The sequence below is a fragment of the Mesorhizobium loti genome, assembly GCF_013170705.1.
In the GTDB taxonomy this organism is placed as follows: Bacteria; Pseudomonadota; Alphaproteobacteria; order Rhizobiales; family Rhizobiaceae; genus Mesorhizobium; species Mesorhizobium loti_D.
In genome coordinates, this window is the sequence record NZ_CP033334.1 from 703,542 (window position 1) to 729,969 (window position 26,428).

Genomic DNA, 26,428 nt, shown 5'->3' on the forward strand with positions numbered 1-26,428 from the left:
GATATTCCGTAGGTATAGCGAACAGACACTGGCGAAACGTTTCGAAAATGGCAGCATCCAAGCGGACGAGACAGCGAAAATCGACGGCGCCGACCATGCTGCATGTGGCGGAAGCGGCGCGTGTCTCGGTCGCCACCGTGTCGGCGCTGATCAACGGCACGGCGACCGTCAGCCCCGAACTCAGCCAGCGCATCGAGCAGGCGATCCGCGATATCGGCTACAAGCGCAATGCGATCGCCCGCAGCCTGAAAATGGGCACGACGCGCACCATTGGCCTGACCGTGCCGCACATCACCAATCCGTTCTTCACCGATGTCGTCTCGGTCATCCAGCAGGCCTTCGACCGCGCCGGCTATGCCGTCATGCTTTGCTGCACGGACGAGGATCTGAACACCCAGGACGACCAGATCAGGCTCTTGCTCGACCGCATGGTCGACGGGCTGATCGTGGCGCGTGTCGGCGACGGCGCGATCCTCAAGGGGATCGTCGACGACGCCAATGTGCCGGTCGTGCTGCTGGACCGCATCTGCGAAGGCGTCGATACCGACGCGGTGGTGCTCGACAACCAGCGCGCCGTGTTCGACGCCATCACCTACCTGATCAATCTTGGCCACCGGCGCATCGGCTACATCACCGGCACATCCGATATTTCGCCCATGCACGACCGCATGACCGGATACAGCGAGGCGCTTCGGGCGGCCGGCCTGCCGGTGGCCGAGGAACTGGTTCGCTCCGGCAATTTCCATGAGATCGACGGCTATAACGCGACCATGCAGCTGCTGTCGCTGCACAATCGGCCAAGCGCGATCTTCTCCGCCAACAACCCGATGGTGATCGGCACCATGAAGGCGATCCGCGACATCGGCCTGTCCTGCCCGGAGGATATTTCGGTCGCCTGCTTCGACGATTTTCCGTGGTCCGACGTGTTCCAGCCGCAACTGACCACGGTGGCGCAGCCGGTGCAGGCGATCGGTGAACAGGCGGCCAATCTGCTGCTCGACCGCCTTGCCGGCAACCGGGACGCGCCGCCGCGCAAGCTGGTGCTCAAAGGCCGGCTGATGATCCGCAATTCGTGCCGGCCGCTCGGCGCAATCGCGCAGAGCGCGAGTGCCTGAACGACGCGCGTTAGATCAGGGCTTGAACACTCCGGAACAAAGCGCCTGCAGTTTCGAAAAGACGCCCTTGCCGCCTGATATGACCTGTGTCCCGCTTTGCAGCACCGTCGCGCGATCCGCCTTCAGAACGGCACCGCCGGCTTCCTCGATCAACAGCATGCCGGCCAGGCAGTCCCAGGCGTTCATGTGCTCCTCCACATAGCCAAGCAGCCGGCCCGAGGCCACATAGGCCAGCATCAGCGCGCCGGACGCGTTGCGGAAGAAGACACCGCCTTCGGCGAGGATCTTCTTGATCAGCACGGCGATGTTCTCGGCTTCGGCCCGATTCGAGAAGCCGGTCCCCACCGACCCTTCTTCCAGGCTGGTCGCCGCGCTTGCCTTGATCGGCCGGCCGTTGACGAAGGCGCCACCGTCGCGCCTGCCGTGAAACGTCTCGCCGGTCGACGGCTCGTGGATGACGCCGACGACCGTCTCCCCATCCCGCGCGCAAGCGATCACCACGCACCAGGCCGGAATGCCGCGCACGAAATTGGCGGTGCCGTCGATGGGGTCGATGACCCAGACATGGCCTGTCGAGCCTGCGACCGAGGCATGCTCCTCGCCGACGATGCCATCTTGCGGATAGTCGGCGGCGATCGCGGCGCGGATGAACAGCTCGACCTCACGGTCGGCTTGCGAGACCAGGTCCTGATGGCCCTTGCTCTCGATGGTCAGGCTCTCCAGATCGCGGAAATATCTGAGTCCGAGGTCACCGGCGCGCCGCGCCAGATCGATGGCAAACCGCTCGCGCGCTTCATGGTCGTTTTTCAAGGGAAGTTTCCGATCCGTGGAGGGAAACCCGCCCATAGCAAAACGGCGGTGCCTGCAACAGTGCCTGCCAGGCAGGTTCCGTAAAAAGTGTCCCGCGGTTTTGCGGCAAGAACCCGCGGCAAACAAAGAAACCTAGGCAGACGACGCGTTGGCGAAGCCGGCGGAGTCCGCTCGGAACATCAGGCCGCCTGCAAAAGCGATTTGTGAGCCTCAGCCAAGATCTCGAAGGAGCGCACCCGCGCCGCGTGATCAAAGATCTGCGCGGTGACCATCAGCTCGTCGGCACCGGTGCGGCGCACGAAGGCGTCGATGCCTTGCCGCACCGTTTCGGGAGAGCCGACGACGGCGCAGGACAGCGCCTGGCCGAGCATTGTCTTGGCCATCGGGTCGAGATCGCGGTCATAGTTCTCGACGGGCGGCGGCAATTTTCCCGGCCTGCCGGTGCGCAGGTTGACGAAGGCCTGCTGCAGCGAGGTGAACAGCAGACGCGCCTCGGCATCGGTAGGTGCCGCGAAGACATTGAGGCCGAGCATGACATGCGGCTTGTCGAGCTGCTCCGACGGCTGGAAGCGGGAGCGGTAGATGTCCAGCGCATGATCGAGCTCCGCTGGCGCGAAATGCGAGGCAAAGGCGTAGGGCAGGCCAAGCATGGCGGCGAGCTGCGCGCCATAGAGGCTCGAGCCGAGGATCCAGATCGGCACGGTCTGGCCTTCGCCCGGCACGGCGCGCAGGCGCTGGCCTTCCTCCGCGGGGAGGAAATAGCCCATCAGTTCGACGACATCCTGCGGGAAATTGTCAGCACCGGCTTCGAGGTTGCGGCGCAAAGCGCGCGCGGTGTTCATGTCGGTGCCGGGGGCCCGGCCGAGCCCCAGATCGATGCGGCCGGGAAACAGGGCCGCCAGCGTGCCGAACTGCTCGGCGATCACCAGCGGCGCATGGTTGGGCAACATGATGCCGCCGGCCCCGACGCGAATGGTTTTGGTGCCGCCGGCGACATGAGCGATGACCACCGATGTGGCGGCGCTGGCGATACCCGGCATGTTGTGATGCTCGGCCAGCCAGTAGCGCTTGTAGCCCAGCCGCTCGGCATGGCGGGCAAGATCGAGCGAGTTGGCCAGCGACTGCGAGGCATCGCTGCCTTCGACGATCGGCGACAGGTCGAGAACGGACAGTTCGGTCATGCGTTGGCATCCTGTGTAGAAACCGCATGTAGGATGCACCTGGCGAGGCCGCAAATTCAAAAATATTGATCAGCCCTTCACCGGCTCGGTGTCGGCGGCATCATCGTCCCCCACCACACCGTTCTGCTGCGCGGCGAGAAAATTGCCGACATGGCCGAGCCCCTCGAAATGGTCGCAGAACACCTTGATGACGACCAGCAGCGGCACCGCCATCAAGGCGCCGACGAAACCCCACAGCCACGACCAGAAGGCAATGGCTATGAAGATCGCCACGGCGTTGATCTCCAGGCGCCTGCCGACCACCATCGGCGTCACGAACTGGCCCTCGACGACGTCGCAGAGCAGCACGAAGGCCGGCGCCAGAAGCGCATAAGAGATGGTGTCGAAGCTGATCAGCGCCATCACCGCGACCAGCACGATGGTCAGCAGCGCGCCGACATAGGGCAGGAAGTTGAGCAGCGCGGCGGCCACGCCCCAGACCAGCGGGTTGGGCATGCCGAGCGCCCACAGGCCAAGGCCGATGACCGTGCCGAGACCGGCATTGATGATGGTGACGGTGAGCAAATAGTGCGAGATCTCGCGCTCGACGTCATAGACGACACGCAGTGCCCGCTTCTTTTCCGTGAGGCTGGCGAAGGACTGGATGATCTTCTCGTAGAACATCGTGCCCGAGGCGAGCAGGAACAGCGACAGCACGAAGATGATGGTGAGGCTGGTTCCCGCCGCCAAGATGTTGCTGGCGGCCGCCGATAATATGCCGGACTGGGCCACCGCCACCTTCTGGATGCCCGGCTCCTGCGAGGTCTCGGTCATTTGCTCGATCTGATGCGAGACCTGCATGATCCTTTCCAGCGGACGCCGCAATTGCGCCAGCCGCTCGGTGAGCTGCTGGCCGATCGACGAGGTGTTGTTGAGGAGATCGATCACCGGGCCGCTGAGCAAGTAGCCAGCGCTTGCGAACACACAGATGGACAGCAGCACGAGAAGCGTCGCCGAAACCACTTCAGGGATGCCGCGCTTGCGCAGCAGCCGTACGATCGGCGTCAATGTCAGCGCCAGCAGGAACGCCAGGATGACCGGCATGAAGAAGGCGCGGCCGAAGTAGAGCGCATAGACGGTCATGAAAATGAAGATGCCGACCAGCAGCGTACGCATCAGATGCGTATCGGCACGCGCCACGGCGCGCGCTTCGGCCGCTTCGGCAACGCCCGCGCCCAGCGCCTCGGATTCGGCTTTCATCTCGGTCCCTCAGCGGTGCACCGCAATTGGTGCGATCCGTCGACCGAAAACGCTGGCGCGGCTTCAAGGTTCCGTTAGCCGGCAGGGCCCGAGAAGCCGGCCCTGCCGTTGGCTTATGCCACCGGAGCAGCCACCGCCGGCGCGGATTTCGCCGTCTCCTTGCGCACGATCGGCGCCACCCTGGTGCCGTAGAGCTCGATCGCCTTCATGATCTTGGCATGCGGCATGGTGCCGATCGCCATCTGCAGCAGGAAGCGGTCATTGTTGAAGATCTTGTGCTGGGCGACGATCTTTTCGGCCACCTGCTCCGGGCTGCCTACGAACAGGGCGCCGTTCGGACCACGTGACTGGTCGAAATGCGCCCGCGACGTCGGGCCCCAGCCACGCTCGCGGCCGATGCGGTTCATGACCTCCGCCTGCGGGCCGTAGAAATCGTCGGCCGCCTGTTCGGTGGTGTCGGCGATGAAGCCATGCACGTTGATGCTGGTGGCGAGACCGGCCGGGTCACTGCCGGCCCGCTTGGCGGCCTCGCGGTACAGGTCGAACAGCGGCGCGAAGCGCGCCGGCTCGCCGCCGATGATGGCGAGCGCCAGCGGCAGGCCGAGCGCGCCGGCGCGGGCGGCCGACTGCGGCGTTCCACCAATCGCGATCCAGATCGGCAGCCTGTCCTGGAACGGACGGGGGTATACGCCACGATCGTTGATCGCCGCGCGCAGGTTGCCGGACCATGTGACTTTCACCTGATCGCGGATGGCAAGCAGCAGATCGAGCTTTTCGGCGAAGAGCTCGTCATAATCCTCGAGATTGTAACCGAAGAGCGGAAAGGATTCGATGAACGAGCCGCGCCCGGCCATGATCTCAGCACGGCCGCCCGACAGAAGATCGAGCGTGGCGAACTGCTGGAAGACGCGCACCGGATCGTCCGAGGAGAGCACGGTGACCGCGCTGGTCAGCTTGATGCGTTTGGAGTGCTCCGCCGCGGCCGCCAGGGCCACGACTGGCGCGGAGGCTGCATAATCGGGCCGGTGATGTTCGCCCAGGCCAAAGACGTCGAGGCCGACCTGGTCGGCCAGTTCGATCTCCTCGATCAGGTTGCGCAGCCGCTCATGCGGCCCGATGGCGCCGGGACCCGGCTGCGGGCTGACGTCGGCGAAAGTGTAGAGACCGAGTTCCATGTGATGTCATCCTGGTGTTGGGTTTTGGCGTTAGAGGTAGCGGGCGATACGCCTGGCCGCCAGAGGTCTGGACAGTGAACAGTGCATGTCGGTTTGGGTGGGAAAAGGCGTCTCCCGGCTGCAACATCGCGGAATTTCATGGCTGGCATACCGTTTTGGCGCTTGAACTCTCGGCATTCGCGCGTATGTAAGCCTCGCGAATTGACTTCAGGGAAGTGGACTTGGCTATCTACAGGGAAAAAGACATTTTCGAGCGGCGCAACGCCGCGAACGAGGCAAAGAAGGCGCTTCTGGAGCGTTTCAAGTCAAAGCCGGCGGCAGATGATCCTGCGGTGCTGGCACGGCAGGCCGAACGCAAGGCAATCCTCGAGGCTCGCGCGATACGCGAGGCTGAAAAGGCCAGGCTGAAGCAGGAAAAGCTGGCACGCGAGGCAGCCGAGAAGGCTGAGCGCGAGGCAGCGGCCGAGGCGGCGCGCGTTGCCGCGGAAGAAGCAGCCCAGGCCGAAGCCAAAATTCGGGAAGCCGAAGAGACCGAGCGCATTGCCCGTCTGCTCGCCGACGAGGCAGAGCGAAAGGCCAAGCGCGACGCACGCTATGCGGCCCGCAAGGCGCGTACCGGCAGAGCGCCTCCCGGTTTCTCCGCCCGCTAGCAGCTTCGGCGCAGCCACGTTTGAATATTGGATCAGGGTCGCCTTGCAGCGGCCCTGAATGTGTTTGCGCGAAAGTAGGGCTTTGGCCTTCGAGGATGCGTATCGTTGTCCCAAAGCCGTTTGGCGCCTTTGGGCGACGTGCAGTCAAGCCGCGAACTTCAGCCCCATGATGCCGCAGACAATCAGCGCGATGCAGGCAAGCCGGATCGCCGTGGCGGGCTCGCCGAGCAGCCAGATGCCAAGCAGCGCCGTGCCGACCGTGCCGATGCCGGTCCACACCGCATAGGCGGTGCCGACGGGAAGCGCCTTCAGCGCCAGGCCGAGCAAGGTAAGGCTGACGATCATCGACGCGACCGTGAGCACGGTCGGGACGAGCCTGGTGAACCCATCAGTGTATTTGAGACCGATCGCCCAGCCGATTTCGAACAGGCCGGCGAAAAACAGAAAAATCCAAGACATCGGGAACGCTCCATCCAGCATCGGATCGGAAATACAATCCGATCCTCAGATCAACAATGGGCGGGTCGTCCCGACCTGATTTTTGGGAGAAGCACGGGGTCGTCCCCGCGCCAAGGATATAGGGTTTTCCAAAAGCCCGATCAACACCCGCCGGCGGCATTGCCGAATGCCGCCGGTGAGATCCCACCGCGCCGGCCTTGTCGAGGCCTACTTCTCCTTGATGCGCATCGCCTTGACTGGCGGCGCCTTCAGGACGGGAGCGGCTGCCGGCTTCTTGGCGTCCTTCTTCGGCTTGCGGGCTTCCTTGCCTGCCTTCATCGCACCTTTAGCCATGATTCGTTCCTCCAATTGCGGGGAGTGAAGTGAAACAAGAGAAACGCTTCGCTGCAAGGGGGCAGCGCCTGTCAGGAACTGCCGGTCGGCCGCTTTCAACCGGTTTCTAATTTACTCGTAAACCACGGCGGTCCGTGCCATTCTCATCTTCGCACTGCAGCATCGACCCGCGCATTCGCCGGGTGATCGTCAGGCAGGCCGGTCAGGACGACAATGCGGATCCATATCGGCTGCGAGATGAGTTTCGACTTCCCGCAGGAAACGCCGCTTATCGCGATGCTCAATGTCCACTATTCCCGCGCTTCCGATCTCGAGCGACCGGATTTCTTGACATCGAACCCGCCGGTGCCGATCGAGAGCTACCGCGACAGTTTCGGCAATTGGTGCAACCGCTTCGTTGCGCCGCCCGGACGGTTCACATTCGGCACCGATGCCGTCATCGGCGCGCCCGGCACATTCGAGATGAGCGAGCTGATGGCCTGGCAGCACGAGGTGCGCGACCTGCCGGCGGAAACGCTGCTGTTCCTGTTGCCCAGCCGGTTTTGCGAGAGCGACCTTCTGGCCAGCGAAGCATGGCGGCTGTTCGGCCATACGCCGCTCGGCATACCGCGCGTGCAGGCGGTGTGCGATTTCGTCCACAACCACATCGTCTTCAACTATGGCAACGCGCGGCCGACGCGCACCGCGGCGGAAGCCTATCGCGAGCAGAGCGGCGTGTGCCGCGACTTCGCGCACCTCGCCGTGACCTTCTGCCGGGCGCTCAACATCCCGACACGCTACTGCACCGGCTACATCAGCGATATCGGCATGCCGAAACCGTGGTCGAGCATGGATTTCGCCGCCTGGATGGAAGTCTATCTCGGCGGGCGCTGGCACGTCTTCGACCCGCGCAACAATGCACCGCGCATCGGTCGTATCCTGATCGCCTCCGGACGCGACGCGGCGGATGTGCCGCTGACCCATATTTTCGGACCGGGAACACTGGCCGGCTTCAAGGTGTGGACCGACGAAATCGTCGAATAGTCACCGTTCCGCGCCAATCCCAGGCAAATCGCGTCTGAACGACCCGGCCGTTGGCGCGTTGTGGTGGAGCTTCGGCCGTCCGGCCGTTAGACTGGGCGCGTTAAACGGGAACCAAACTGCATGGCCGGCCATGGCGGCTCCAAAACGGTCATCTATGCCGCGCTCGCCGGCAATCTGGCGATCGCGCTGACCAAATTCGCCGCCGCCTTCTTCACCGGCAGTTCGGCGATGCTGTCGGAAGGCGTCCACTCGCTGGTCGATACCGGAAATGGCGGGCTGCTGCTCTACGGCATGCACCGGGCCGCGCGCCCGGCCGACCGCACACATCCGCTCGGCCACGCCCGCGAGCTCTATTTCTGGAGCTTCATCGTCGCGCTTCTGGTTTTCGCGCTGGGCGCCGGCGTGTCGTTCTACGAGGGCATTGTCCACATCATGGCCCCGGAGCCTGTCGCCAATGTCAAGGTGAACTATGTCGTTCTGGGCCTCTCCTTCCTGTTCGAAGGCAGCTCATGGCTGGTGGCGCTGAAGGAATTTCGCCGAGAGAAGGGCAAGCAAGGCTGGCTGCAAGCCGTGCAATCGAGCAAGGACCCGAGCGTCTATACGGTGCTGTTCGAGGACAGCGCGGCGCTTCTTGGCTTGATCGTGGCCTTTGCCGGCATATTGGCGGCGGAGTTGCTGGAGATGCCGGAGCTCGACGGCGCCGCCTCGATCGGCATCGCGCTCATCCTAGGCGCGACGGCGATTTTCCTCGCCCGCGAAAGCAAGGGCCTGCTCATCGGCGAACCGGCATCCCTCGAGGTGCAAGGGAAAGTGCTGGCAATCGCCCAGCAGGATCCGGCGGTGCAGCGGGCGAACGGCGTCCTGACCGTCCACATGGGACCGCAAGAGATCGTCGCGGGGTTGAGCATCGAATTCGAGGATCATCTTACCGCGCCGGAAATCGAGGCCTGTGTCCAGCGCATCGAGACGCGGCTGAAGGAGGAGATGCCGGAGATCACGCGGCTGTTCGTCAAGCCGCAGACCACGGGCACCTGGGATCAGCGACGCAAACAGATCGAGGCCGCGTCGAACTAGTCGTGGACCAGCACTGCACCGTTGGCCGCACCGCCTGGCGCCGCTAAGATCAGCCGATCGATTTCGGAGGAGCAACAATGAAGATCGACGGCGCGTGCCATTGCGGTGCCATCACCTATGAAGCGGAGGTCGACGCGGAAAAGACCTCCATCTGTCACTGCACGGACTGCCAGCAACTGACCGGTACGGCCTTTCGCGTCACCGTTCCCGCGCCCGAGGATCATTACCGGATCACCAGGGGCACGCCAAAAATCTATATCAAGACCGGATCGAGCGGCGCCAAGCGCGCCCAGGCATTTTGCGGCGATTGCGGCTCGCATCTTTATGCGACGTCTGTCGGCGACGGCCCGAAGATCTATGGGATCCGAGCGGGGACCGCGCGGCAACGCGAGGATCTGATCCCGACACAACAGAAGTGGCATCGATCGGCTCTGCACTGGCTTCCGGAATTCGAAGGAATAAGCATCGTGGAAGAGCAGTAGCACCTGCCTCCGCGCCGAAAGCCGCCCAGGACAACAATTATGTGCTAGCCTGGCTCGACATCAAACAGGCGGGCGATAGCCATGTTGGAAACGGACAAGTTGTTTGCCGGCTCGATCCCGGAAAACTACGACCGCTATATGGTGCCGTTGATTTTCGAGCCGTTCGCCGCGGATCTTGCACAACGAGCGGCATCCTTTTCGCCGAGCGCCGTTTTGGAAGTCGCCGCGGGCACCGGGGTTGTCACCCGCGCATTGGCGCCAAGACTGTCTCCTGACGCAAACTATGTCGTTACCGACCTCAACCAGCCGATGCTCGACTATGCCGCTTCGCGACAAGCTCCCGACAGCCGCATCCAATGGCGCCAGGCCGATGCCATGGCGCTGCCGTTTGAAGATGCGGCCTTCGATCTCGTTTGCTGCCAGTTCGGCGCGATGTTCTTTCCCAGCCGCCCCTCCGCCTACCGCGAGGCAAGGCGGGTGCTGAAGCCGGGCGGACACTTTCTGTTCAACGTATGGGATCGCATCGAAGAGAATGTGTTTGCCGATGATGTGACGAATGCCCTGGCCAGGATCTTTCCCAGCGATCCACCACGCTTTCTGGCCCGCACGCCGCACGGCTACCACGATACGGCATTGATCCGCGGAGACCTTGAGGAGGCGGGTTTCTCCGGTGTGGCGATCGAGACGAGGGCCGAACAGAGCCGCGCGCCCTCGCCGCGCATTCCGGCCCTTGCGTATTGCCAGGGAACGGTGCTTCGCACCGAAATCGAGGCCAGGGATCCGGGAAAACTCGACGCCGCAACGGACCATGCCGCGTCAGCGATCGCGGCCAGGCATGGCAGCGGTGCGGTTGCCGCCAAGATTCAGGCCCACGTCATCGTCGCCGTGGCCTAACGCAATTCCAGGAAAGGTGTGGGCGGTCTTCCTGGGAAAAGCGCGTAGCGCTTTCCCCGGGGAATTGCGTCAAGATCAAACAATCCGCTCAGTCGTCGCCTTCGACGACCCGCAGCCTGAGCTGCCCGGTCTTAGAATCGGCAACGCGCGGGCCGGGGTCGAGTTTCGCGGCCGGTGCCCGGGACGGCGTCTCCGGGCTTGCATCGCCTTCGGCCTGCGCACCGAACTCCAGCGCCTCGATCTTCTGGCCGCGCTTGGTCACTTTCGATGTCGAGACGAGGATGTCCTCGATATCCTTGGCCGACTGGCCGAAATGGCCCTGCAGCTTGCGCACGCGCTCGTCGACGCGCGCGACATCTTCCATCAGCCGGATCACTTCGCCCTGGATCAGATGCGCCTGTTCGCGCATGCGGGCGTCCTTGAGGATCGCCTGGATGACCTGGATCGACAGCATCAGCAGCGACGGCGAGACGATGACAACGCGGGCGCGGTGCGCCTTGTGGACGATCGCCTCGAAATTCTCGTGAATTTCGGCGAACACCGATTCCGACGGCACGAACATGAAGGCGGTGTCCTGCGTTTCGCCCTGGATAAGATACTTCTCCGAAATATCGCGGACATGGATCTCGATGTCGCGGCGGAAGGCCTGGGACGCGACCTTCTGCAGGTCGGCGCCATCGGCGGCGCGGATGGCATTCCAGGCTTCCAGGGGAAACTTGGCATCGATGGCCAGCGAGGGCGCGCCGTTCGGCATCTTGACCAGGCAATCGGGCCGGCTGCCGTTCGACAGCGTCGCCTGGAATTCATACGCGCCCATCGGCAGGCCGTCGGCGACGATCGCCTCCATGCGCGACTGGCCGAAGGCGCCACGCGTCTGCTTGTTGGAAAGGATGGCCTGGAGCTGCACGACCTGACCGGCAAGCGACTGGATGTTGCCTTGCGCGGTATCGATGACCGCCAGCCGTTCCTGCAGTTTGGCCAGGCTCTCATGCGTGGATTTGGTCTGCTCGGTCATGGTCTGGCCGATGCGGCCGGTCATGGCGTCGAGGCGCTGGCCGATCGACTGCGTCAACTCCGCCTGGCGTGCGCCGAACACTTCGGCGATGGCGCCCATGCGGCCCTGCATCTCAGCCTGGCTTTGCAATATGCCGGCCATCCGCGCCTCGGCGTCGCGGGCATGGTCGGCGGCTTCCGCGGCCGCGACGGCACGCGCCTTGGCCGACCGCCACAGCGAGACGACCAGCGCCACGAACAGGCCGAAAAACAACAAGGCGCCGAAGGCCAGAGCGTGGCCGAGCGTGATTGTCGAGGCGCCGAGCCGGGCGACGGGCTGCGAAAGGATGGTGCTCAGATCATTCATGTGGACAGCATAGCCGATTCGTGGGGCTGGCACAGATCAAAACGTGAACGAGACTCAGGTCCAACGGTTGACGCTTTTCGCTGGACGTCTTACGTGGGACGCCATGCCGATCAAGCCGCTCATCATCCTTCCCGATCCCATCCTGCGCCAGGTTTCGAAGCCCGTGGAGCGCGTGGACGCGCCCTTGCGCAAACTGGCCGACGACATGCTGGCGACAATGTATGACGCGCCCGGCATCGGGCTGGCGGCAATCCAGATCGGCGAGCCGTTGCGCATGCTGGTAATCGACCTTGCCAAGGAAGACGAAACGCCGGCGCCGCATGTCTTCATCAATCCGGAGATCCTCGAAAGCGCCGATCAGCGCTCCGTCTACGAGGAAGGCTGCCTGTCCATCCCCGACTATTACGCCGAGGTCGAACGCCCGGCTTCCGTTCGGGTGAAATATCTCGACCGCGACGGCAAACTGCAGGAGATGGAGGCCGAGGGTCTGATGGCGACCTGCCTGCAGCACGAGATCGACCATCTCAACGGGGTGCTGTTCATCGACCACATCTCGAAGCTGAAGCGCGACATGGTGGTGAAGAAATTCAAGAAGCTCGCCAAGGACAAGGCGCCGGGCAAGCTGGTGGGATAGGGGAATGCCCCTTCGCGTCATCTTCATGGGCACGCCGGAATTTTCGGTGCCGACGCTGCGCGCGATTGCCGAGGCCGGACATGAGATTTCCGCCGTCTACACGCAGCCGCCTCGCGCCGCCGGCCGGCGCGGGTTGGAGTTGACGCCGTCGCCGGTGCAGCGCGAAGCGGAGCGGCTGCGCATCGCGGTACGCACGCCGACCTCTCTCAAGGCCGAGGCCGAACAGACCGCTTTCCGTGACTTGCAGGCGGATATCGCCGTGGTCGTCGCCTATGGATTGCTGCTGCCCAAGGCTGTTCTCGACGCGCCCCGGCTTGGCTGCATCAACGGCCACGCATCGATCTTGCCGCGCTGGCGCGGTGCCGCTCCCATCCAGCGCGCCATCATGGCGGGAGACCTGGAAAGCGGCATGATGGTGATGCGCATGGAAGAGGGGCTCGACACCGGCCCGGTGGGATTGCTTGAAAAATGCGCTATCGAACCCGATATGACAGCCGGCGATCTGCATGATCGGTTGATGAGTGTCGGTGCCTCCCTGATGGTGGAAGCGCTGGCGCGGCTGGAAGAGAACACCCTGACATTTACCGCGCAAGCGGCGGACGGGGTGACTTACGCCAGAAAAATCGATAAATTCGAGACGCGTGTGGATTGGACACGGCCTGCCGTCGAGGTCCATAACCGTCTTCGTGGCCTGTCGCCCTTTCCCGGCGCCTGGTCTGAAATTGACATTGGCGGCCGCATGGAACGGCTGAAACTGCTTCGCTCGACGCTGTCCGAAGGCCGGTCGCTTTCGGAAGATCTGGGCGAGTCGGGAGGAATTCTCGATGACCGGCTGACGGTCGCCTGCGGAACAGGCGCGATCAGACTGGTCGAAGTTCAACGTGCGGGCGGAAAGCCCGCCGCCGCGTCGGAATTCCTGCGCGGAGCCAAGATCGCAAAAGGAATGAAGTTCTCATGAGCATGATGTCGATACGCGCGGCGACGCCGCGGGATCGCGAGGCCATCCGCCTCGTCGAGGAACACGCTTTCGGCCAGCAGGCGGAGGCCGGCTTGGTCGACGCGCTGGTGACCGGCGGCGACGCCGTGGTCGAGCTGGTGGCCGAAGAAGAAGGCCAGGTGGTCGGCCATATCCTGTTTTCAAGGCTCTTCGTCCAGAATGGCGGCAAGAGCCTCGCGGCCGTGGCCCTGGCGCCGCTGGCGGTGGAGCCTTCGTTCCATGGCAGCGGCATTGGTGGCGCGCTGATCCGAGAGGCGCATATCCGCCTGAGGGATGCCGGCGAGACGCTGGCCGTGGTGCTGGGCGACCCGGCCTATTATGGCCGTTTCGGCTATAGCCATGCGCGGGCCGAAAAATTCGAGAGCGAATACCAGGGCGAGGCGCTGCAAGCGCTGGCCTGGGGCGACGCTCCGGAAGCCGGCAGGCTGGTCTACGCTTCCGCCTTCACCGCTCTCGCCGCTTAGGCAAGAGCGTATAGCTGCCCGGCATGCCGCGTTTTCGCCTCGACATCGAATATGACGGCAGCCTTTTCGCCGGCTGGCAGCACCAGGCCGACCAGCCTTCGGTGCAGCAGGCGATCGAGCAGGCGATCGAGAAATTCAGCGGCGAGGCGGTGCGGCTGCGTGCCGCCGGCCGCACCGATGCCGGCGTGCATGCAACGGCCCAGGTGGCGCATGTCGACCTCGCCAAGGCATGGCCTGGTGACAAGGTGCGCGACGCGGTCAACGCGCATCTTCAGGCCGCCGGCGCGCGTGTTGTGATCCTGAAGGCGACGGTCGTTCCCGACGATTTCGACGCCCGCTTCTCGGCCACCGGCCGTCACTATCTCTACCGCATCCTCAACCGACGTGCGCCCTCGGCGCTGGAAAAGGGCAAGGTGTGGTGGGTGCCGAAGCGGCTCGACGCCGTCGCCATGCACGAGGCGGCGAAAGTCCTGCTCGGCCGGCACGACTTCACCACCTTCCGCTCGACGCAGTGCCAGGCCAACAGCCCGGTCCGGACGCTGGAGCGGCTCGATGTCAGCCGGACAGGCGACATGATCGAGGTCAGGGCCTCGGCACGTTCCTTCCTGCACAACCAGGTGCGCTCCATGGTCGGCTCGCTGAAACGCGTCGGCGACGGCGGCTGGACCGAGGCCGACCTCAAGGCGGCGCTGGAGGCGCACGACCGCGCCGCCTGTGGCCAGGTGGCGCCGCCCGACGGGCTTTTTCTCATTGGCGTCGATTATCCCGGATGAGCCAGCAGGCTCTATCCCTGAATAGAGGCCGGAGGCTCTATTCGGAATGGGTCCGGCAGGTCCTGTTCCGAGCCCGGCAGGCTCTACCCGGGAAAGAGCCCGGAAAGGCTCTGAGCCCCGATATCGTCCGGCACGGTGATGCCAAGCAGCATCTGCAGCGCGAACAACACCAGCAGCGAAGCGATGAACATGCCGACGAAAACGGCGGTTCCAACCGCTGCGCCCTTGCCGATCGTCGCAGTGGTCATGCGCCAGGTCAGCACCATCGACAGGGCAAACAACAACAGCGACACAAGGCTCGAGACCTGGCTCGCCGAGGAGAGGAAAAGCCTGACGAGCGCCGAGGGCAGCATCAGCCAGGCGGTGATGGCCGAGGCCCAGTTGCTGGCAACGACGTAGTGGACGAAGCGGCCGCCAATGCCGGCGCGCGGCGCGACCAGGGCGAGCGCGATCAGCGGCAGCACCCAGGAGCCTATGTCGACCGTGGCCAGGCGCAACAGCATGCTGAAGCGCCCCACGAAAGCATCGGGATCACCGATCTCGTTGGCGATGCCGACCCAGCCGACGATCAGCGGCGGCGCGGCAACGATGATGGCGAAGAAAGAATTCCAGAAACCGTCGGCCGACAGGTCGAGCAGGCGCAGGCCATCGACCTTGCCGAGCATCAGCCGCCAGGCACCGAGCAACGAGGCTTGGGTTTCGTCCGCCGAAAGCATGCTGCTCAGCCTTGTCCGAACCAGTCTTCGATGAAGCGCTGGTAGATCCGCGTCAATGTCTCGAGGTCGGCAAGGGCAACGCGCTCGTCGACCATGTGCATGGTCTTGCCGACCAGGCCGAACTCGACCACCGGGCAATAGTCCTTGATGAAGCGTGCATCCGATGTGCCGCCGGAGGTCGACAGCGTCGGTTCCTTGCCAACCGCCGCCTTGATGGAGCCGGCAAGCGTGTCGACCAGCTTGTCGTCACGGGTCAGGAAGACATGGCTCGGCCGATCGCGCCAGACAAGGTCGTAGTCGACCGGCGTCTTCTTGCCCGGCCGGTACTTCTTGCGCTTGGCCGCCTGGTCGAGCCGGTTGTGGATTTCGGCCTGGATGGTCTCGGCCGTCCAGGTGTCGTTGAAGCGGATGTTGAAGGTCGCGGTGGCCTTGGCCGGAATCACGTTGGTGGCCGGGTTGCCGACATCGATGGAGGTGACCTCCAGATTGGTCGGCTGGAAATCCCTGGTGCCCTTGTCGAAGACGGGATGCAGCAAGGCGTCGACCAGACTGATCAGCCCGCGCACCGGATTATCGGCAAGCTGCGGATAAGCGGCATGGCCCTGGCGGCCATTGACCGATATCGAACCCGACATCGAGCCGCGACGGCCGATCTTGATCATGTCGCCCAGTGCATCCGGATTGGTCGGCTCGCCGACGATCGAGGCATCCCATTTCTCACCCCTGGAAGCGGCCCATTCGAGGAGCTTGACCGTGCCGTTGACGGCCGGGCCTTCCTCGTCGCCGGTGATCAGCAGCGACACCGAGCCCTTTGGGCCGCCATTCGCCTCGACATGGCGTGCCACGGCGGCGACGAAACAGGCGATACCGCCCTTCATGTCGACCGCGCCACGGCCATACATCTCGCCATTGGCGATCTCGGCGGCAAAAGGCGGGTGCGTCCAGGCGGCCTCGTCGCCGACCGGCACGACATCGGTATGGCCGGCGAACATCAGATGCGGGCCGTTGCCGGACCGCCTTGCATAGAGGTTCTCGATGTCGGGCGTGCCGTCCTCGGAGAACACCGGCCGATCGACCAGGAAGCCTAGCGGTTTCAACATTGTTTCCAGCGCGCTCAGCGCGCCGCCTTCGGCTGGCGTCACCGAGGCGCAACGGATAAGGGCGGCGAGGTTGGCGGCGGGATCGGTCGGCAGCGTCATGGCAAAAGCGATAGTCGAAAGCTGAGGGCCTGTCACGGCCAGACATGGAGGCCAGTCCAATGGCGGACGATGCCGCCGACATTATGGTTTTCATGTCGTATAGTCGGGCCGGTGCGGAGCGGCAGCATGGCAAACGGGCAAAAAAGGATCGTCATCGCCGGCGCCGGCAGCATCGGCTGCTATGTCGGCGGCTGCCTGGCGCTCGCCGGCAGGCAGGTGATTCTGCTGGCACGGCCGCGTATCGAGGCAGCCGTACAGCAGGGCGGACTGCGCATCAGCGACCTCGAGGGCCGCGATCGCCTGGTCAAGAACGACGTGCTTGGGATCACCGTGGATCCGGCCGCTGCCTTGCCCGGGGCGGACGTGATCCTGGTCACCGTCAAGAGCCGCGCGACACACGAGATGGCAGCGCTCATCAATACCCATGCCCGCCCCGACGCCGTGGTGGTGAGCCTGCAGAACGGCGTCGACAATGCCGACAAGCTGCGCGCCGGGCTCGGCCAGCGAACCGTGCTGGCCGGCATGGTGCCGTTCAACGTGGTGCAGTCACCCGACGGCGAGCTGCCGCTGCGCGTCCACCGCGCCAGCGAGGGCAAGGTGATGATCGAGGATGGCGGCCGCGCCGGCCTTCTCGATGTCGCCGGTCTTCTTAGTGTCGGGGGGCTGGCGGTCGAGACGCATGGCGACATGAAGGCCGTGCTGTGGGGCAAGCTGTTGATGAACCTGAACAACGCCCTGGTGGCGCTGTCGGGCCTGCCGCTTGCGAACGAACTCGCCGACCGGCGCTGGCGGCTGATCCTGGCCGGGCAGATCCACGAGGCGCTGCGCGCGATGAAGGCCTCCGGCATCGCGCCGGCGCGGATCGCCGGCCCGCGGCCGGCGCTGCTGCCAACAGTGCTTCGGTTGCCGGACTGGCTGTTCAAACGGCTGGCGCGGCGCATGCTGGCGATCGATCCCGAGGCGCGCTCTTCGATGTGGGACGATCTGCAGCGCGGCCGGCCGACGGAGATCGATGAGCTGCAAGGGGCGGTGCTCAGTCTCGCTGAAAGAACGGGCACGCCGGCGCCGGTCTTGAAAAGCGTTACCGCTTTGGTGCGCGCGGCGGAAGCGGCGCGGCTTGGCTCGCCGGGCCTGGCGCCGGAACAGGTTGCGCCGCCGGGTGGCTCTCGATCAGGGTGATCTTTTGCCAGATCTTGCGCGACAGGTTGGAGCTCAGATTCTCGATGTCGTTGACGCCATCGATAACCACGTCGTCATTGACCGACTGGGCGAACAGAGCGGCGATCTTGCCGGTGATCGACAGCATTTCGGAGCAATAGTCGAGATAGCGCGCCAGGTCGGCGGCATTGGTGATGCGGGCCGGCGACTGCGCCGTCGGCTTGAAACTGGCCGAAAGCGCCGCCGGATCCTTGGTCAGCTGGTGCATGTCGATGACATGGATCAGCGAGCGCAGGCCGTGGAGCTGGCGAAAGACCCTCTTGCGCTTGATGCGCTCCTCGGTGCGGATCAAGGCCAGAAAGCCAAGCACGGCGAGGATGACGGTGTTGATCGAAGCCTCGATGCCTTGCACCGACTGCACGGCATCGTCGGTTCCGGAAATGCGGTCGAGCGGCAGGATGGTGCCGACGAACAGGAAGATCAGCACCCCGGTGATGAAGGCCGCGACGATGAGGCCGCGCAGCCACCAGATCGGCTCCTCGAGCCCTTTCGCCGCCTTGGCCAGATCGCGCGACAGCGATACCAGCTCGGCGGCCACGCCACGCAGTCCGGCCTTGGGAAAACGTTCCGCGACGCGCCCCTCGAGCCGCTCGGCGGTCTCGATGATCAGTTTCGGATCAAGCGTACGGTAGCGCATGTCCGATCGGTCCTCAGAGCGTGATGCCGAAAAGTGTGAAGCGGCTTTCGGACGACATCATGCTCTATCCCTTTGATTTAGAGCCGGATTCAGATCTCAGGTCGATTCGACCTGAGATCATCCGGCTCTAGGGTTGCGCCGGCTCGTTGGTACGGCGGCCATAGCGGTTGGGCCCAGGCTGCCCTGGAAACAGGCACAGTACAAGAAAGGCGACAATCGAGACGACCGGCACGAACAGGATCAGCGCGGCAATGCCCGGCTTGTCGAGGTCGTGCAGCCGCTTCACCGCCAGCGCGATGTTCGACCATAGCGAGGCAATGAAGGCGATGAAAAAGATGAACGACCACATGTTGCTCTCGGCCGAGCCTTCCGGCACCAGCGTGAAGCGATAGAGCGGGAACGCCTGGATGATGGCGACCAGCAAGCCACCAAGAAAATAGGCCGCGCGACTGACGCGGCCCGATGTCTTGAAGAAAAGCCAGGTGAGATTTGAACTGTCAGGCAAGCGGGTCCGATCCGTATTGATTGGCACCCTTGGCGCCTTCGAGAATGCCGCATTCCACCAGAAACCAGATCGCGCCGATGAAAGGCACCAGAATGATCAGGCTCCACCAGCCGGACTTGCCTCGGTCATGCCAGCGCTTGGCATAGACGGCGAAGACCGAATAGAGCATGGCCAACGCGTAGAGCAAATAGATAAAGCCGTACGGCATGTGGTTGAATGTCGTACCCAGTATGTTGTCGAGAATTGTGGCGATCACCGCGCCGACGAAAATCACGCCCACGCAAGCCCAGAACTTTGCGCGGTTGATGCGACCCTCATAGCTGGTCAGCAGATACTTCCAGTCCATGTCACCCCTCCATGTTGAACCAGCGCGACCGATTGTCGCGCCGGCGGAAGGTGCGCCCGCCCGGCGGAAAGATCAATCGCGCAGCAATTCGTTGATCGAAGTCTTGGAGCGGGTCTTGGCGTCGACGCGCTTGACGATGACGGCACAGTAGAGGCTGGGGCCGGGTTCGTTGTTTGGAAGAGGCTTGCCGGGCAGCGAGCCGGCGACGACGACGGAGTTTGGCGGCACCTCGCCGTAGAAGATCTCGCCGGTGGCGCGGTCGACGATCTTGGTCGACTGGCCGATGAAGACGCCCATGCCGAGCACCGAACCCTCGCGCACGATGCAGCCCTCGACGACTTCCGAACGCGCGCCGATGAAGCAATTGTCCTCGATGATGGTGGGACCGGCCTGCATCGGCTCCAGCACGCCGCCAATGCCGACGCCGCCCGACAGGTGAACGTTCTTGCCGATCTGGGCGCAGGAGCCGACCGAGGCCCAGGTGTCGACCATGGTGCCGCTATCGACATAGGCGCCGACATTGACGAAGGACGGCATCAGCACGGCGCCTGGCGCGACATAGGCAGAGCGGCGCACGATCGACGACGGCACAGCGCGGAAACCCGCCTTCTCGAAATCGACGGCGCTCCAGCCGTCGAACTTGGAGGGCACCTTGTCCCACCAGACGGCCTGGCCCGGGCCACCCTTGATGACCTCCATCGGGTTGAGCCGGAAAGAGAGCAGCACGGCCTTCTTCAGCCACTGGTTGACGTGCCACTTGCCGTCGGCCTGCCGCTCGGCGACGCGGGCGCTACCGCGATCGAGCAGGTCCAGCGCCGACTGGATGGCGTCGCGCGTCTCGCCGCGTGTCGCGGTCGAAATGGAGTCGCGCTCCTCGAAGGCCTTCTCGATGGTCTTTTCGAGGCTCGCCAGATCGGGCTTCGACATGAATTTGCTCCATTACCAAGCTGTTAAGGGGCTGCGCCTTAACCTGTTTTGAGAGTCGCGCGGACCCCCAGGCATGCTTTGCATGCTTGGGTCTTTGCATGTAGCAGGTTCTTGTCGCAAAACCGCCGGACACTTTTGCGGAACCTGCTTATGTTAAGGCTCAATGGGGGTCAATCGTGGCTGCGTCACGGGACGACGCAAGTAAAGGAATTGGACGGGTGGATTCGATGACTCCCATGGAAAAGGCGGGATGGACGCCGCTGCCGCATTCGGACGAGGATCTGGAGCGGTCGAAAAGCGTGCCGGACACGCCGCAGACGCGGGCCGAGACGTACCGGCTTGCCTGGAACGACCCTGACTTCATGACGCGGCGCGAATTGCGGGCGGTCAGGCTGCAGCTCGAACTTTTGAAACCGGAAATGATCCTGGCCGAGCGTGGCATACGTTCGACGGTGATCCTGTTCGGGGGCGCGCGCCTGCCTGAACCTGGCGGCGAAGCCTGGGCGGCCAAGAACGAGACGCAGAAGAAGAACCTCGAGGAAAACAGCAAATATTACGAGGAGGCGCGCAAATTCGCCCGTCTTTGCTCACAGCAGTCGGCGGCGTCATACTACCGCGAATATGTGGTGGTGACCGGCGGCGGCCCTGGTGTGATGGAGGCCGGCAATCGCGGCGCCGATGACGTTGGGGCGCCGTCGATCGGGCTCAACATCGTGCTGCCGCACGAGCAGGCGCCGAACCCCTATGTGACGCCGGAGCTCTGTTTCAACTTCCACTATTTCGCCATCCGCAAGATGCATTTCGTCATGCGCGCCAAGGCGGTGGCGGTGTTTCCTGGCGGCTTCGGCACGATGGACGAGTTCTTCGAAACGCTGACCTTGATCCAGACCGGACGCATGGAGCGCGTGCCGGTGATCCTGTTCGGCAAATCCTTCTGGAAAAGGGCCATCGACCTCGACTTCCTCGCCGAGCAAGGCACGATCAGCCCCGGCGACCAGGACATCATCGATTTCGTCGACACAGCCGACGAGGCCTGGGGCATTATCAGCCGGTTCTACAAGTTAGGGGAGTAGGGCTGGGAGCTGGAGAATTGAGGAATTGAGGAATTGAGGAATTGAGGAATTGAGGAATTGAGGAAAAAGGGGCCGGATCGTTCTCCAGTTCTTCAATTCCCCAATTCCCCTCCACCTACTCCCTCTCCACAATCGCAGTCAGAAACCCCGCCAGATCGTCGGTGACGAAATCGACATCGTCATCCTGCGCGGGGTCGCGTTCCCAGATCTCGGAAAAGGTCGGCTCGAAATTGCGCGGCACCACCAGCACGGTGGTCATGCCCAGCGCCTTCGGCACCTCCAGGTTGCGGGCGAGATCCTCGAACATCACCGCATTGTGGCCGGTGACCGCGTGCAGTTCGGCGAACTTCTCATAGGTCTGGCGAGCGGGCTTGGGATTGAGGCCGGCGGCGACGATATCGAAGATGTCGTCGAAATGATCGAGGATGCCAAGCTGGCGCGCGGTGCGCTCGGCGTGCTTGCGGTCGCCATTGGTGAAGATGAACTTGCGGCCGGGAAGCTGGCGGATGGCGGTGCCGAGAACCGGGTCGGGCACCAGCCATGAATAGTCGATATCATGCACCTTCTCGAGGAAATCATCGGGATCGATGCCGTGGCGCGTCATCAGTCCGTTCAGCGTCGTGCCGTATTCGAGATAAAGCTCCTTCTGCAGCTTGCGCGCCTCGTCGCGCGGCAACGCCAGCAGCTCCCCGACATAGGCCGTCATCTTGACGTCGATCTGCGAGAACAGATTCGAATGATGCGGATAGAGCGTGTTGTCGAGGTCGAACACCCAGTCGGTGACATGTGCGAAGCGGGCGGGATCAGGCAGCGTGGTCATGCGCTCCTTATGGCATGAAACGGGGATTCTGAAAGGGACTTTATCCACAACTTCCACGCGCTTTTAGTGGTGGAAATGGCCTCACGATTCAAATTTTAAGCAACCGGGAAAGGTGGCCTTCAGGGCTTGCTGGCACAGAGACAGTCCTGTGGGAGCCCGCGATGAACAGCATCATTCTGAAATCCGCCGCTATCGCTTTTGCCTCCGTCGCCGCCTCTCTTCTGCTCACGCTGATCATCGTTCCGGCCATGGGATTTCCGATCAACCGGACGATCTGGCTGACCTCGACCCTCTGCCCGCTGGTCCTTGCATGGGTGGCCTGCATCAGCACCTTCTGGCAGAGCGACAGGCTGAAAAACGCGCACCGCGAACTGGCCCGGGCGCACGCCCAGCTTGCCGCGGCACACCGCCGCTTGTCGGAAAAGGCGAGCCGCGACGACATGACCGGCATGCTCAACCGGGAGAGTTTCTTCGCCGCGCTGGACGGCTCCCGGCGCAAGTCCGACCGCGGGGCGCTGCTGATCATCGACGCCGATCATTTCAAGAAGATCAATGACAGTTTCGGCCATCTGACCGGCGACGACGCCTTGCTGTTGATCGCCGGCGCCATCGAGCGCGGCGTGCGTAGCGGCGACGTGCTCGGGCGCATTGGCGGCGAGGAGTTCGGGGCGTTTCTGGTCGGAGCCACGGAAAAAGAAGCCAAGCGCGTTGCCGAGCGCATTCGCCGCGAGGTCGAGCTGATCCGCTTCCGGCCCGTCGACGAACGGACCATTCCGCTGACCGTCAGCATCGGCGGCACCGTCTGCGGAGAAGATGCAAACGTCTCGGAGCTGATGCGTGCCGCCGACCAGCGCCTCTATCAGGCCAAGCATGCCGGCCGCAATCTGTCGATCCTCGATACGGACATTTCCGCGGCCGCCTGAGCGGCCGGCCCGGCACACCCGCCTGTTAAGGAATTTCTAACCCTGTGTGCATTCGGTTGTACCGCTTGCCCGCCTTTTCGCTGCCTTGAGGCCTGACTTGGCACGATACTGGCGTCTGTGACGATGCGTGTGCCGTTCGGGGAATGGCATGCGCGTCGAAGCCCCTATGCGAGAGACCTGTCATGAGTTTCTTCAAAAAAATGTCACGCCGCACACTCGTGCGGGCGATAATCGCACTGCCTGCCCTGTCCTTGTTCCGCAAGCTGCCCGAGGCCGGCGCCACCCATGCCAGTCGATCCCAGGCCGACCCGAACGAAATTGTCGAGGTCAATGGCTGGATCCTCAGGCGGAGCGACCTGGCATGATCTTCGACAGCTACGAGGCGTACCGCGCAGCCACCTTCAAGCCCAGGGTCTGCATTCTCGGTTCCGGTCCGGCCGGCACCACCATCGCCCGCAAGCTGGGTGCCGCCGGCATCCAGGTCGTCGTGCTGGAGGCCGGTTCGCGCGAGTTCAGCGACGAGTCGCAGGATTTCTACCGCGGCACCACGGTCGGCGACTTCTATTTCGATCTCGACATCACCCGGCTGCGGTATATGGGCGGCAGCTCCAACCACTGGGCCGGCTGGTGCCGCGTGCTCGACAATCAGGATTTCGAGCCGAAGGCCTGGGCACCCGACACCGGCTGGCCAATCCGCCGCGCCGACATCGAGCCCTACTTACCCGAGGTGCACGATATCCTCGAGCTTCCCGATTTCCGGCCTGACGTGCCTATCTCGGACGACATACGCTGGGTACAGCTGATCAAGAGCCCGGCTGTGCGCTTCGGCGAGAAATTCGCCGACGAGCTCGACAAGAGCCGCAACATCGCCGTCGTGCTCAACACCTATGCCACCGAACTTGCCGGCGACGGCAAACGGGTGACCGGCGCCAAACTGTGGTCGAACGGCCAGGATGCCGGCACCTTCAGCGCCGACTATTTCATCGTCTGTACCGGCGGGCTGGAGAATTCGCGCCTGCTTCTGTGGTCGAACCAGCGCTCCAACGGCGGCGTGGTCCCAAACGCCACGGCGCTCGGCCGCTACTGGATGGAACATCCGACCTTCGAGGGCGGCAATGCCATCCTGGCCGACTACAGCGAGTTCGAGGTCGATGCCGTCAACGAAGCCTTCTTCTCGCCGACGCTCGCCGCGATGGAGCGCCTGCGGATCATGAATTTCGGCATCAGGCTGATCGAGACGCCCTATGCCGGCGTCAAGCATGTGATTGCCGACCTCGCCTGCACGGCACCCGACATGGCCGAATGGGTCGCCTATCAGCTCAGCCAGAACCTGCGCTGCGCGGCCCAGCTCTACGTAGCCTGGGAACAGGCGCCGCTGGCCTCCAACCAGATCGAGCTGTCGAAGACCGATGTCGACCATGCCGGCGTGCCGCGCATCGAGTTGCACTGGAAGAAATCGGAGCTGGAACGCCGCACGCTTGTCGAAGGCCTGAAACTCTTCGGCACGACGCTCATCGAGAAGGATCTCGGCCGCGTTCGCCTGATGGACTGGATTGCCAACGCCGAGGACTACCCGACCGACGAGGAGACCGCTGGCCACCATCACATGGGCGGCACGCGCATGGGCACCGACGTTACCAGGAGCGTGGTGGACGCCAACTGCAAGGTGCACGGCATGGACAATCTCTATGTCGGCGGCTCCTCGGTGTTCTGCACCTCGGGTCAAGCCAACCCGACGACGACGATCACCGCGCTGGCCTGCCGGCTGGGGGACCATCTGAGCAAGGTGGTCGCGGTCTGACGGTGCACCGCGAGCCCATTCGCTCCGCTGCAAACCGATATGTCGCCGGAGCCGACAACGGCCCCGGCGGAAGCCCGGCAGGGCCGTCAAAAGCCGTAGATCGCGAGGCGCACCAGCACGGCCGCGGCGGCCAGCGCGACGAGCAGGATGCCGAGGCCGATGGGAGAGCCCCAGCCATACCATTCCATCGCCAGCTTGGCGTATTTGAATTCCTCCTCGTGCGAGAGGGGCGCACGCTGTTGAATCAGGCTCATTTTTCACTCCTTGTCGGCGACCGGCACTTGCCTTGTCGGGGCCCGGGCCGCATATTGTTGCGATAGTCTAAATGTTAGACGGATTGATAGTTAGATGATCGAAATAAATTCGTCAAGTGTGCATCGCGACGAGATGACGGCCGCGATCGGCCTTGCCGTGATGCAATGGCAGGACGCCACGCAGGCCTATGACGAAGCGGTCGGCACGAAGCTTGGATTGAACATGGCCGAACGCCATTGCATCGGGCTGCTCTATAGCGGCCCGCAATCGGCCGGCGCGATCGCGACCGCGACCGGGCTGACGCCGGCAGCGGTAACGGCGCTGATCGACCGGCTGGAAGCGCGCGGCCTGCTGACACGCACGCGCAGCCTTGAAGACAGGCGCAAGGTGGTGATCGAAGCGACCGAGGCGACCAGGGAGCTGTCGTCGCGCTATTACGGCGCCATCGCCAAGGAGGGCGAGAAGGTGATCGCCACCTTCAGCGACGCCGAGCTCGCGACCATATCGCGTTTCATCAACGCGGCCCTCGACCTTCAGCGTGCCCAGCTTGCCCGGCTGAAGGCCGAGCGTGCGGACACCCCTGTGCGATAACGCGCCGTTTATTCGCGCCGTCACCGCAAATGTCTGCGGGGACCCAGACTATTTCGGCTTGACCCCATAGGTGACAAGAAACGCCTCCACCGAGGCGTCCGCGTGCTGTTCCAGTTCGGCCCTGGAGCGCCGGTTGCTTCCCGTGAACATGGCTTCATTCATGGGGATCCAAAGAAGCATTCCAAAAAGATGGCTGGCCGCCAGATAGGGGTCACTGGTCTGTATCAGTCCCCGACTGGTGAGCTTTTGAAAGCAGGACGCCGTCGAGGCAAGCATGCGCTCAAAACCTTTTTCGTACCAACTGCGGCCAAGCTGCGGCATTCGATCCGCGTTGGCGATGATCAGGCGCCGCAGCCTCAACAATTCTTCATCCATGAGCATCGTGATCAGACTTCGGGCAAGCTGCTGCAAGCCGCCTTCCATGAATCTCGCCTCGGAAAGCAGCGTCGTCACGGACTCGATGATGTCGTTGACCTGGGTGGCGGTTGACAGAACGACTTCGCCGAACAGCGTCTCCTTGTCGGTGAAGTGCTTGTAGACGGTCTGCTTGGAAGCCCCCGCCCTGGTGGCGATTTCCTCCATGCTGGTCCCGTCATAACCCTTGCTGATGAACGCCGCCGTGGCCGCCTGGATGATTTCACGATCCTTGCGCGCCGATCTGGTCTCACCGTCGATTTCCATGGAATCCTCCTGACCGGTACTAGACGGTACCGTTCCCGCATGATAGTCACACCCACAGTACTAGACTGGCTAG

32 protein-coding genes are annotated in these 26,428 nt (G+C 63.5%); 16 read left to right on the forward strand and 16 right to left on the reverse strand.

The genetic code is table 11. From position 1 onward, the window contains the following. The first annotated feature begins 95 nt into the window (after nt 1–95). On the forward strand, nt 96–1,115 hold the full coding sequence (locus EB815_RS03275; protein WP_065005442.1) for a LacI family DNA-binding transcriptional regulator: 1,020 nt from the start codon (nt 96–98) through the stop codon (nt 1,113–1,115). Between the two features lie 15 nt (nt 1,116–1,130). Here the strand turns inward: EB815_RS03275 and EB815_RS03280 are convergent, their stop codons facing one another. The 4 genes from EB815_RS03280 to EB815_RS03295 form a co-directional block, all read right to left on the reverse strand. Then, a complete protein-coding gene (locus tag EB815_RS03280) occupies nt 1,131–1,925 on the reverse strand; it encodes an inositol monophosphatase family protein (protein ID WP_056568421.1) in 795 nt (264 codons plus the stop codon). Nucleotides 1,926–2,104: 179 nt separating this feature from the next. Further along, nucleotides 2,105–3,106: an LLM class flavin-dependent oxidoreductase gene (locus tag EB815_RS03285; RefSeq protein WP_056568418.1), complete on the reverse strand. Its 1,002-nt coding sequence runs from the start codon at nt 3,104–3,106 to the stop codon at nt 2,105–2,107. Nucleotides 3,107–3,175: 69 nt separating this feature from the next. Beyond that, nucleotides 3,176–4,345 (reverse strand): AI-2E family transporter, encoded by a 1,170-nt coding sequence (locus EB815_RS03290; protein ID WP_056568416.1) that lies wholly within the window; start codon nt 4,343–4,345, stop codon nt 3,176–3,178. Between the two features lie 113 nt (nt 4,346–4,458). Next, a complete protein-coding gene (locus tag EB815_RS03295; RefSeq protein WP_065005443.1) occupies nt 4,459–5,520 on the reverse strand; it encodes an LLM class flavin-dependent oxidoreductase in 1,062 nt (353 codons plus the stop codon). Between the two features lie 221 nt (nt 5,521–5,741). Here EB815_RS03295 and EB815_RS03300 point away from each other — a divergent pair, with 221 nt between their 5' ends. Then, complete coding sequence (locus tag EB815_RS03300; RefSeq protein WP_065005444.1) at nt 5,742–6,170, forward strand: DUF6481 family protein; 429 nt, start codon at nt 5,742–5,744, stop codon at nt 6,168–6,170. Between the two features lie 144 nt (nt 6,171–6,314). Here EB815_RS03300 and sugE read toward each other — a convergent pair whose 3' ends face one another. Continuing rightward, complete coding sequence (sugE, locus tag EB815_RS03305; protein WP_056570253.1) at nt 6,315–6,629, reverse strand: quaternary ammonium compound efflux SMR transporter SugE; 315 nt, start codon at nt 6,627–6,629, stop codon at nt 6,315–6,317. 207 nt (nt 6,630–6,836) lie between these two features. Beyond that, a complete protein-coding gene (locus EB815_RS33915; protein WP_081294966.1) occupies nt 6,837–6,962 on the reverse strand; it encodes a hypothetical protein in 126 nt (41 codons plus the stop codon). A 213-nt stretch (nt 6,963–7,175) separates the two neighbouring features. On the opposite strand from EB815_RS33915, the gene EB815_RS03310 reads away from it, so the two are divergent. The 4 genes from EB815_RS03310 (at nt 7,176) to EB815_RS03325 (ending at nt 10,435) form a co-directional block, all read left to right on the forward strand. After that, nucleotides 7,176–7,985, forward strand: a complete 810-nt coding sequence (locus EB815_RS03310; protein ID WP_056568407.1) for a transglutaminase-like domain-containing protein — start codon at nt 7,176–7,178, stop codon at nt 7,983–7,985. Nucleotides 7,986–8,105: 120 nt separating this feature from the next. Beyond that, nucleotides 8,106–9,059, forward strand: coding sequence for a cation diffusion facilitator family transporter (locus EB815_RS03315; protein WP_056568404.1), 954 nt, complete (start codon nt 8,106–8,108; stop codon nt 9,057–9,059). A gap of 77 nt (nt 9,060–9,136) precedes the next feature. Next, nucleotides 9,137–9,541, forward strand: coding sequence for a GFA family protein (locus tag EB815_RS03320; RefSeq protein WP_056568401.1), 405 nt, complete (start codon nt 9,137–9,139; stop codon nt 9,539–9,541). Between the two features lie 81 nt (nt 9,542–9,622). Next, on the forward strand, nt 9,623–10,435 hold the full coding sequence (locus EB815_RS03325; RefSeq protein WP_065005445.1) for a class I SAM-dependent methyltransferase: 813 nt from the start codon (nt 9,623–9,625) through the stop codon (nt 10,433–10,435). Nucleotides 10,436–10,523: 88 nt separating this feature from the next. Here EB815_RS03325 and EB815_RS03330 read toward each other — a convergent pair whose 3' ends face one another. After that, nucleotides 10,524–11,795, reverse strand: coding sequence for a DNA recombination protein RmuC (locus EB815_RS03330; RefSeq protein WP_056573545.1), 1,272 nt, complete (start codon nt 11,793–11,795; stop codon nt 10,524–10,526). 103 nt (nt 11,796–11,898) lie between these two features. On the opposite strand from EB815_RS03330, the gene def reads away from it, so the two are divergent. From def to truA, 4 genes are read left to right on the forward strand one after another with little or no spacing between them, the layout of a single operon-like run. Further along, nucleotides 11,899–12,429, forward strand: coding sequence for a peptide deformylase (gene def, locus EB815_RS03335; RefSeq protein ID WP_056573548.1), 531 nt, complete (start codon nt 11,899–11,901; stop codon nt 12,427–12,429). A gap of 4 nt (nt 12,430–12,433) precedes the next feature. Next, entirely contained in the window at nt 12,434–13,387 is a 954-nt protein-coding gene (gene fmt, locus EB815_RS03340; RefSeq protein ID WP_056573551.1) for a methionyl-tRNA formyltransferase, read from the forward strand. Next, nucleotides 13,384–13,890: a GNAT family N-acetyltransferase gene (locus EB815_RS03345; protein WP_056573554.1), complete on the forward strand. Its 507-nt coding sequence runs from the start codon at nt 13,384–13,386 to the stop codon at nt 13,888–13,890. Before fmt ends, EB815_RS03345 begins: the two co-directional genes overlap by 4 nt. A 23-nt stretch (nt 13,891–13,913) precedes the next feature. Beyond that, nucleotides 13,914–14,663: a tRNA pseudouridine(38-40) synthase TruA gene (gene truA, locus EB815_RS03350; RefSeq protein WP_065005446.1), complete on the forward strand. Its 750-nt coding sequence runs from the start codon at nt 13,914–13,916 to the stop codon at nt 14,661–14,663. A gap of 83 nt (nt 14,664–14,746) precedes the next feature. On the opposite strand, the gene EB815_RS03355 is transcribed toward truA, so the two are convergent. Further along, the gene (locus EB815_RS03355) at nt 14,747–15,379 is read right to left on the reverse strand and encodes a hypothetical protein (RefSeq protein ID WP_056573559.1); all 633 of its coding nucleotides are present in this window, start codon (nt 15,377–15,379) and stop codon (nt 14,747–14,749) included. A 5-nt stretch (nt 15,380–15,384) separates the two neighbouring features. Then, the gene (dapE, locus tag EB815_RS03360) at nt 15,385–16,578 is read right to left on the reverse strand and encodes a succinyl-diaminopimelate desuccinylase (RefSeq protein WP_056573562.1); all 1,194 of its coding nucleotides are present in this window, start codon (nt 16,576–16,578) and stop codon (nt 15,385–15,387) included. A gap of 126 nt (nt 16,579–16,704) precedes the next feature. Between dapE and EB815_RS03365 the strand changes: the two genes are divergently transcribed. Then, on the forward strand, nt 16,705–17,757 hold the full coding sequence (locus tag EB815_RS03365; RefSeq protein ID WP_056576278.1) for a 2-dehydropantoate 2-reductase: 1,053 nt from the start codon (nt 16,705–16,707) through the stop codon (nt 17,755–17,757). Here the strand turns inward: EB815_RS03365 and EB815_RS03370 are convergent. From EB815_RS03370 to dapD, 4 genes are all read right to left on the reverse strand, one after another. After that, nucleotides 17,660–18,433: a hypothetical protein gene (locus EB815_RS03370; protein WP_056573565.1), complete on the reverse strand. Its 774-nt coding sequence runs from the start codon at nt 18,431–18,433 to the stop codon at nt 17,660–17,662. The two genes, EB815_RS03365 and EB815_RS03370, sit on opposite strands and share 98 nt — an antisense overlap. 127 nt (nt 18,434–18,560) lie before the next feature. Continuing rightward, nucleotides 18,561–18,938 carry a DUF805 domain-containing protein gene (locus EB815_RS03375; protein ID WP_010912753.1) on the reverse strand — a complete coding sequence of 126 codons (378 nt, stop codon included), beginning with the start codon at nt 18,936–18,938 and terminating at the stop codon, nt 18,561–18,563. Continuing rightward, entirely contained in the window at nt 18,931–19,284 is a 354-nt protein-coding gene (locus tag EB815_RS03380) for a DUF805 domain-containing protein (protein WP_056573568.1), read from the reverse strand. The genes EB815_RS03375 and EB815_RS03380 overlap by 8 nt, the downstream gene beginning before the upstream one ends. 72 nt (nt 19,285–19,356) lie before the next feature. Continuing rightward, nucleotides 19,357–20,211, reverse strand: coding sequence for a 2,3,4,5-tetrahydropyridine-2,6-dicarboxylate N-succinyltransferase (dapD, locus tag EB815_RS03385; RefSeq protein ID WP_056573572.1), 855 nt, complete (start codon nt 20,209–20,211; stop codon nt 19,357–19,359). Between the two features lie 227 nt (nt 20,212–20,438). Between dapD and EB815_RS03390 the strand changes: the two genes are divergently transcribed. After that, nucleotides 20,439–21,284, forward strand: a complete 846-nt coding sequence (locus EB815_RS03390; protein WP_081294967.1) for an LOG family protein — start codon at nt 20,439–20,441, stop codon at nt 21,282–21,284. Between the two features lie 115 nt (nt 21,285–21,399). On the opposite strand, the gene EB815_RS03395 is transcribed toward EB815_RS03390, so the two are convergent. Further along, entirely contained in the window at nt 21,400–22,104 is a 705-nt protein-coding gene (locus EB815_RS03395) for a pyrimidine 5'-nucleotidase (protein ID WP_056573581.1), read from the reverse strand. 161 nt (nt 22,105–22,265) lie between these two features. Between EB815_RS03395 and EB815_RS03400 the strand changes: the two genes are divergently transcribed. The 3 genes from EB815_RS03400 (at nt 22,266) to EB815_RS03410 (ending at nt 24,828) form a co-directional block, all read left to right on the forward strand. Then, nucleotides 22,266–23,027, forward strand: a complete 762-nt coding sequence (locus EB815_RS03400; RefSeq protein WP_056573584.1) for a GGDEF domain-containing protein — start codon at nt 22,266–22,268, stop codon at nt 23,025–23,027. A gap of 182 nt (nt 23,028–23,209) precedes the next feature. After that, nucleotides 23,210–23,392: a hypothetical protein gene (locus EB815_RS03405; RefSeq protein ID WP_056573587.1), complete on the forward strand. Its 183-nt coding sequence runs from the start codon at nt 23,210–23,212 to the stop codon at nt 23,390–23,392. After that, nucleotides 23,389–24,828 carry a GMC oxidoreductase gene (locus EB815_RS03410; protein ID WP_056573590.1) on the forward strand — a complete coding sequence of 480 codons (1,440 nt, stop codon included), beginning with the start codon at nt 23,389–23,391 and terminating at the stop codon, nt 24,826–24,828. Before EB815_RS03405 ends, EB815_RS03410 begins: the two co-directional genes overlap by 4 nt. An 86-nt stretch (nt 24,829–24,914) precedes the next feature. Here EB815_RS03410 and EB815_RS03415 read toward each other — a convergent pair whose 3' ends face one another. Continuing rightward, on the reverse strand, nt 24,915–25,082 hold the full coding sequence (locus tag EB815_RS03415) for a hypothetical protein (protein ID WP_171883271.1): 168 nt from the start codon (nt 25,080–25,082) through the stop codon (nt 24,915–24,917). A 94-nt stretch (nt 25,083–25,176) separates the two neighbouring features. On the opposite strand from EB815_RS03415, the gene EB815_RS03420 reads away from it, so the two are divergent. After that, a complete protein-coding gene (locus EB815_RS03420; RefSeq protein WP_056573593.1) occupies nt 25,177–25,674 on the forward strand; it encodes a MarR family winged helix-turn-helix transcriptional regulator in 498 nt (165 codons plus the stop codon). Between the two features lie 48 nt (nt 25,675–25,722). Here the strand turns inward: EB815_RS03420 and EB815_RS03425 are convergent, their stop codons facing one another. Beyond that, the gene (locus EB815_RS03425; protein ID WP_056573596.1) at nt 25,723–26,355 is read right to left on the reverse strand and encodes a TetR/AcrR family transcriptional regulator; all 633 of its coding nucleotides are present in this window, start codon (nt 26,353–26,355) and stop codon (nt 25,723–25,725) included. Nucleotides 26,356–26,428: the final 73 nt, after the last annotated feature.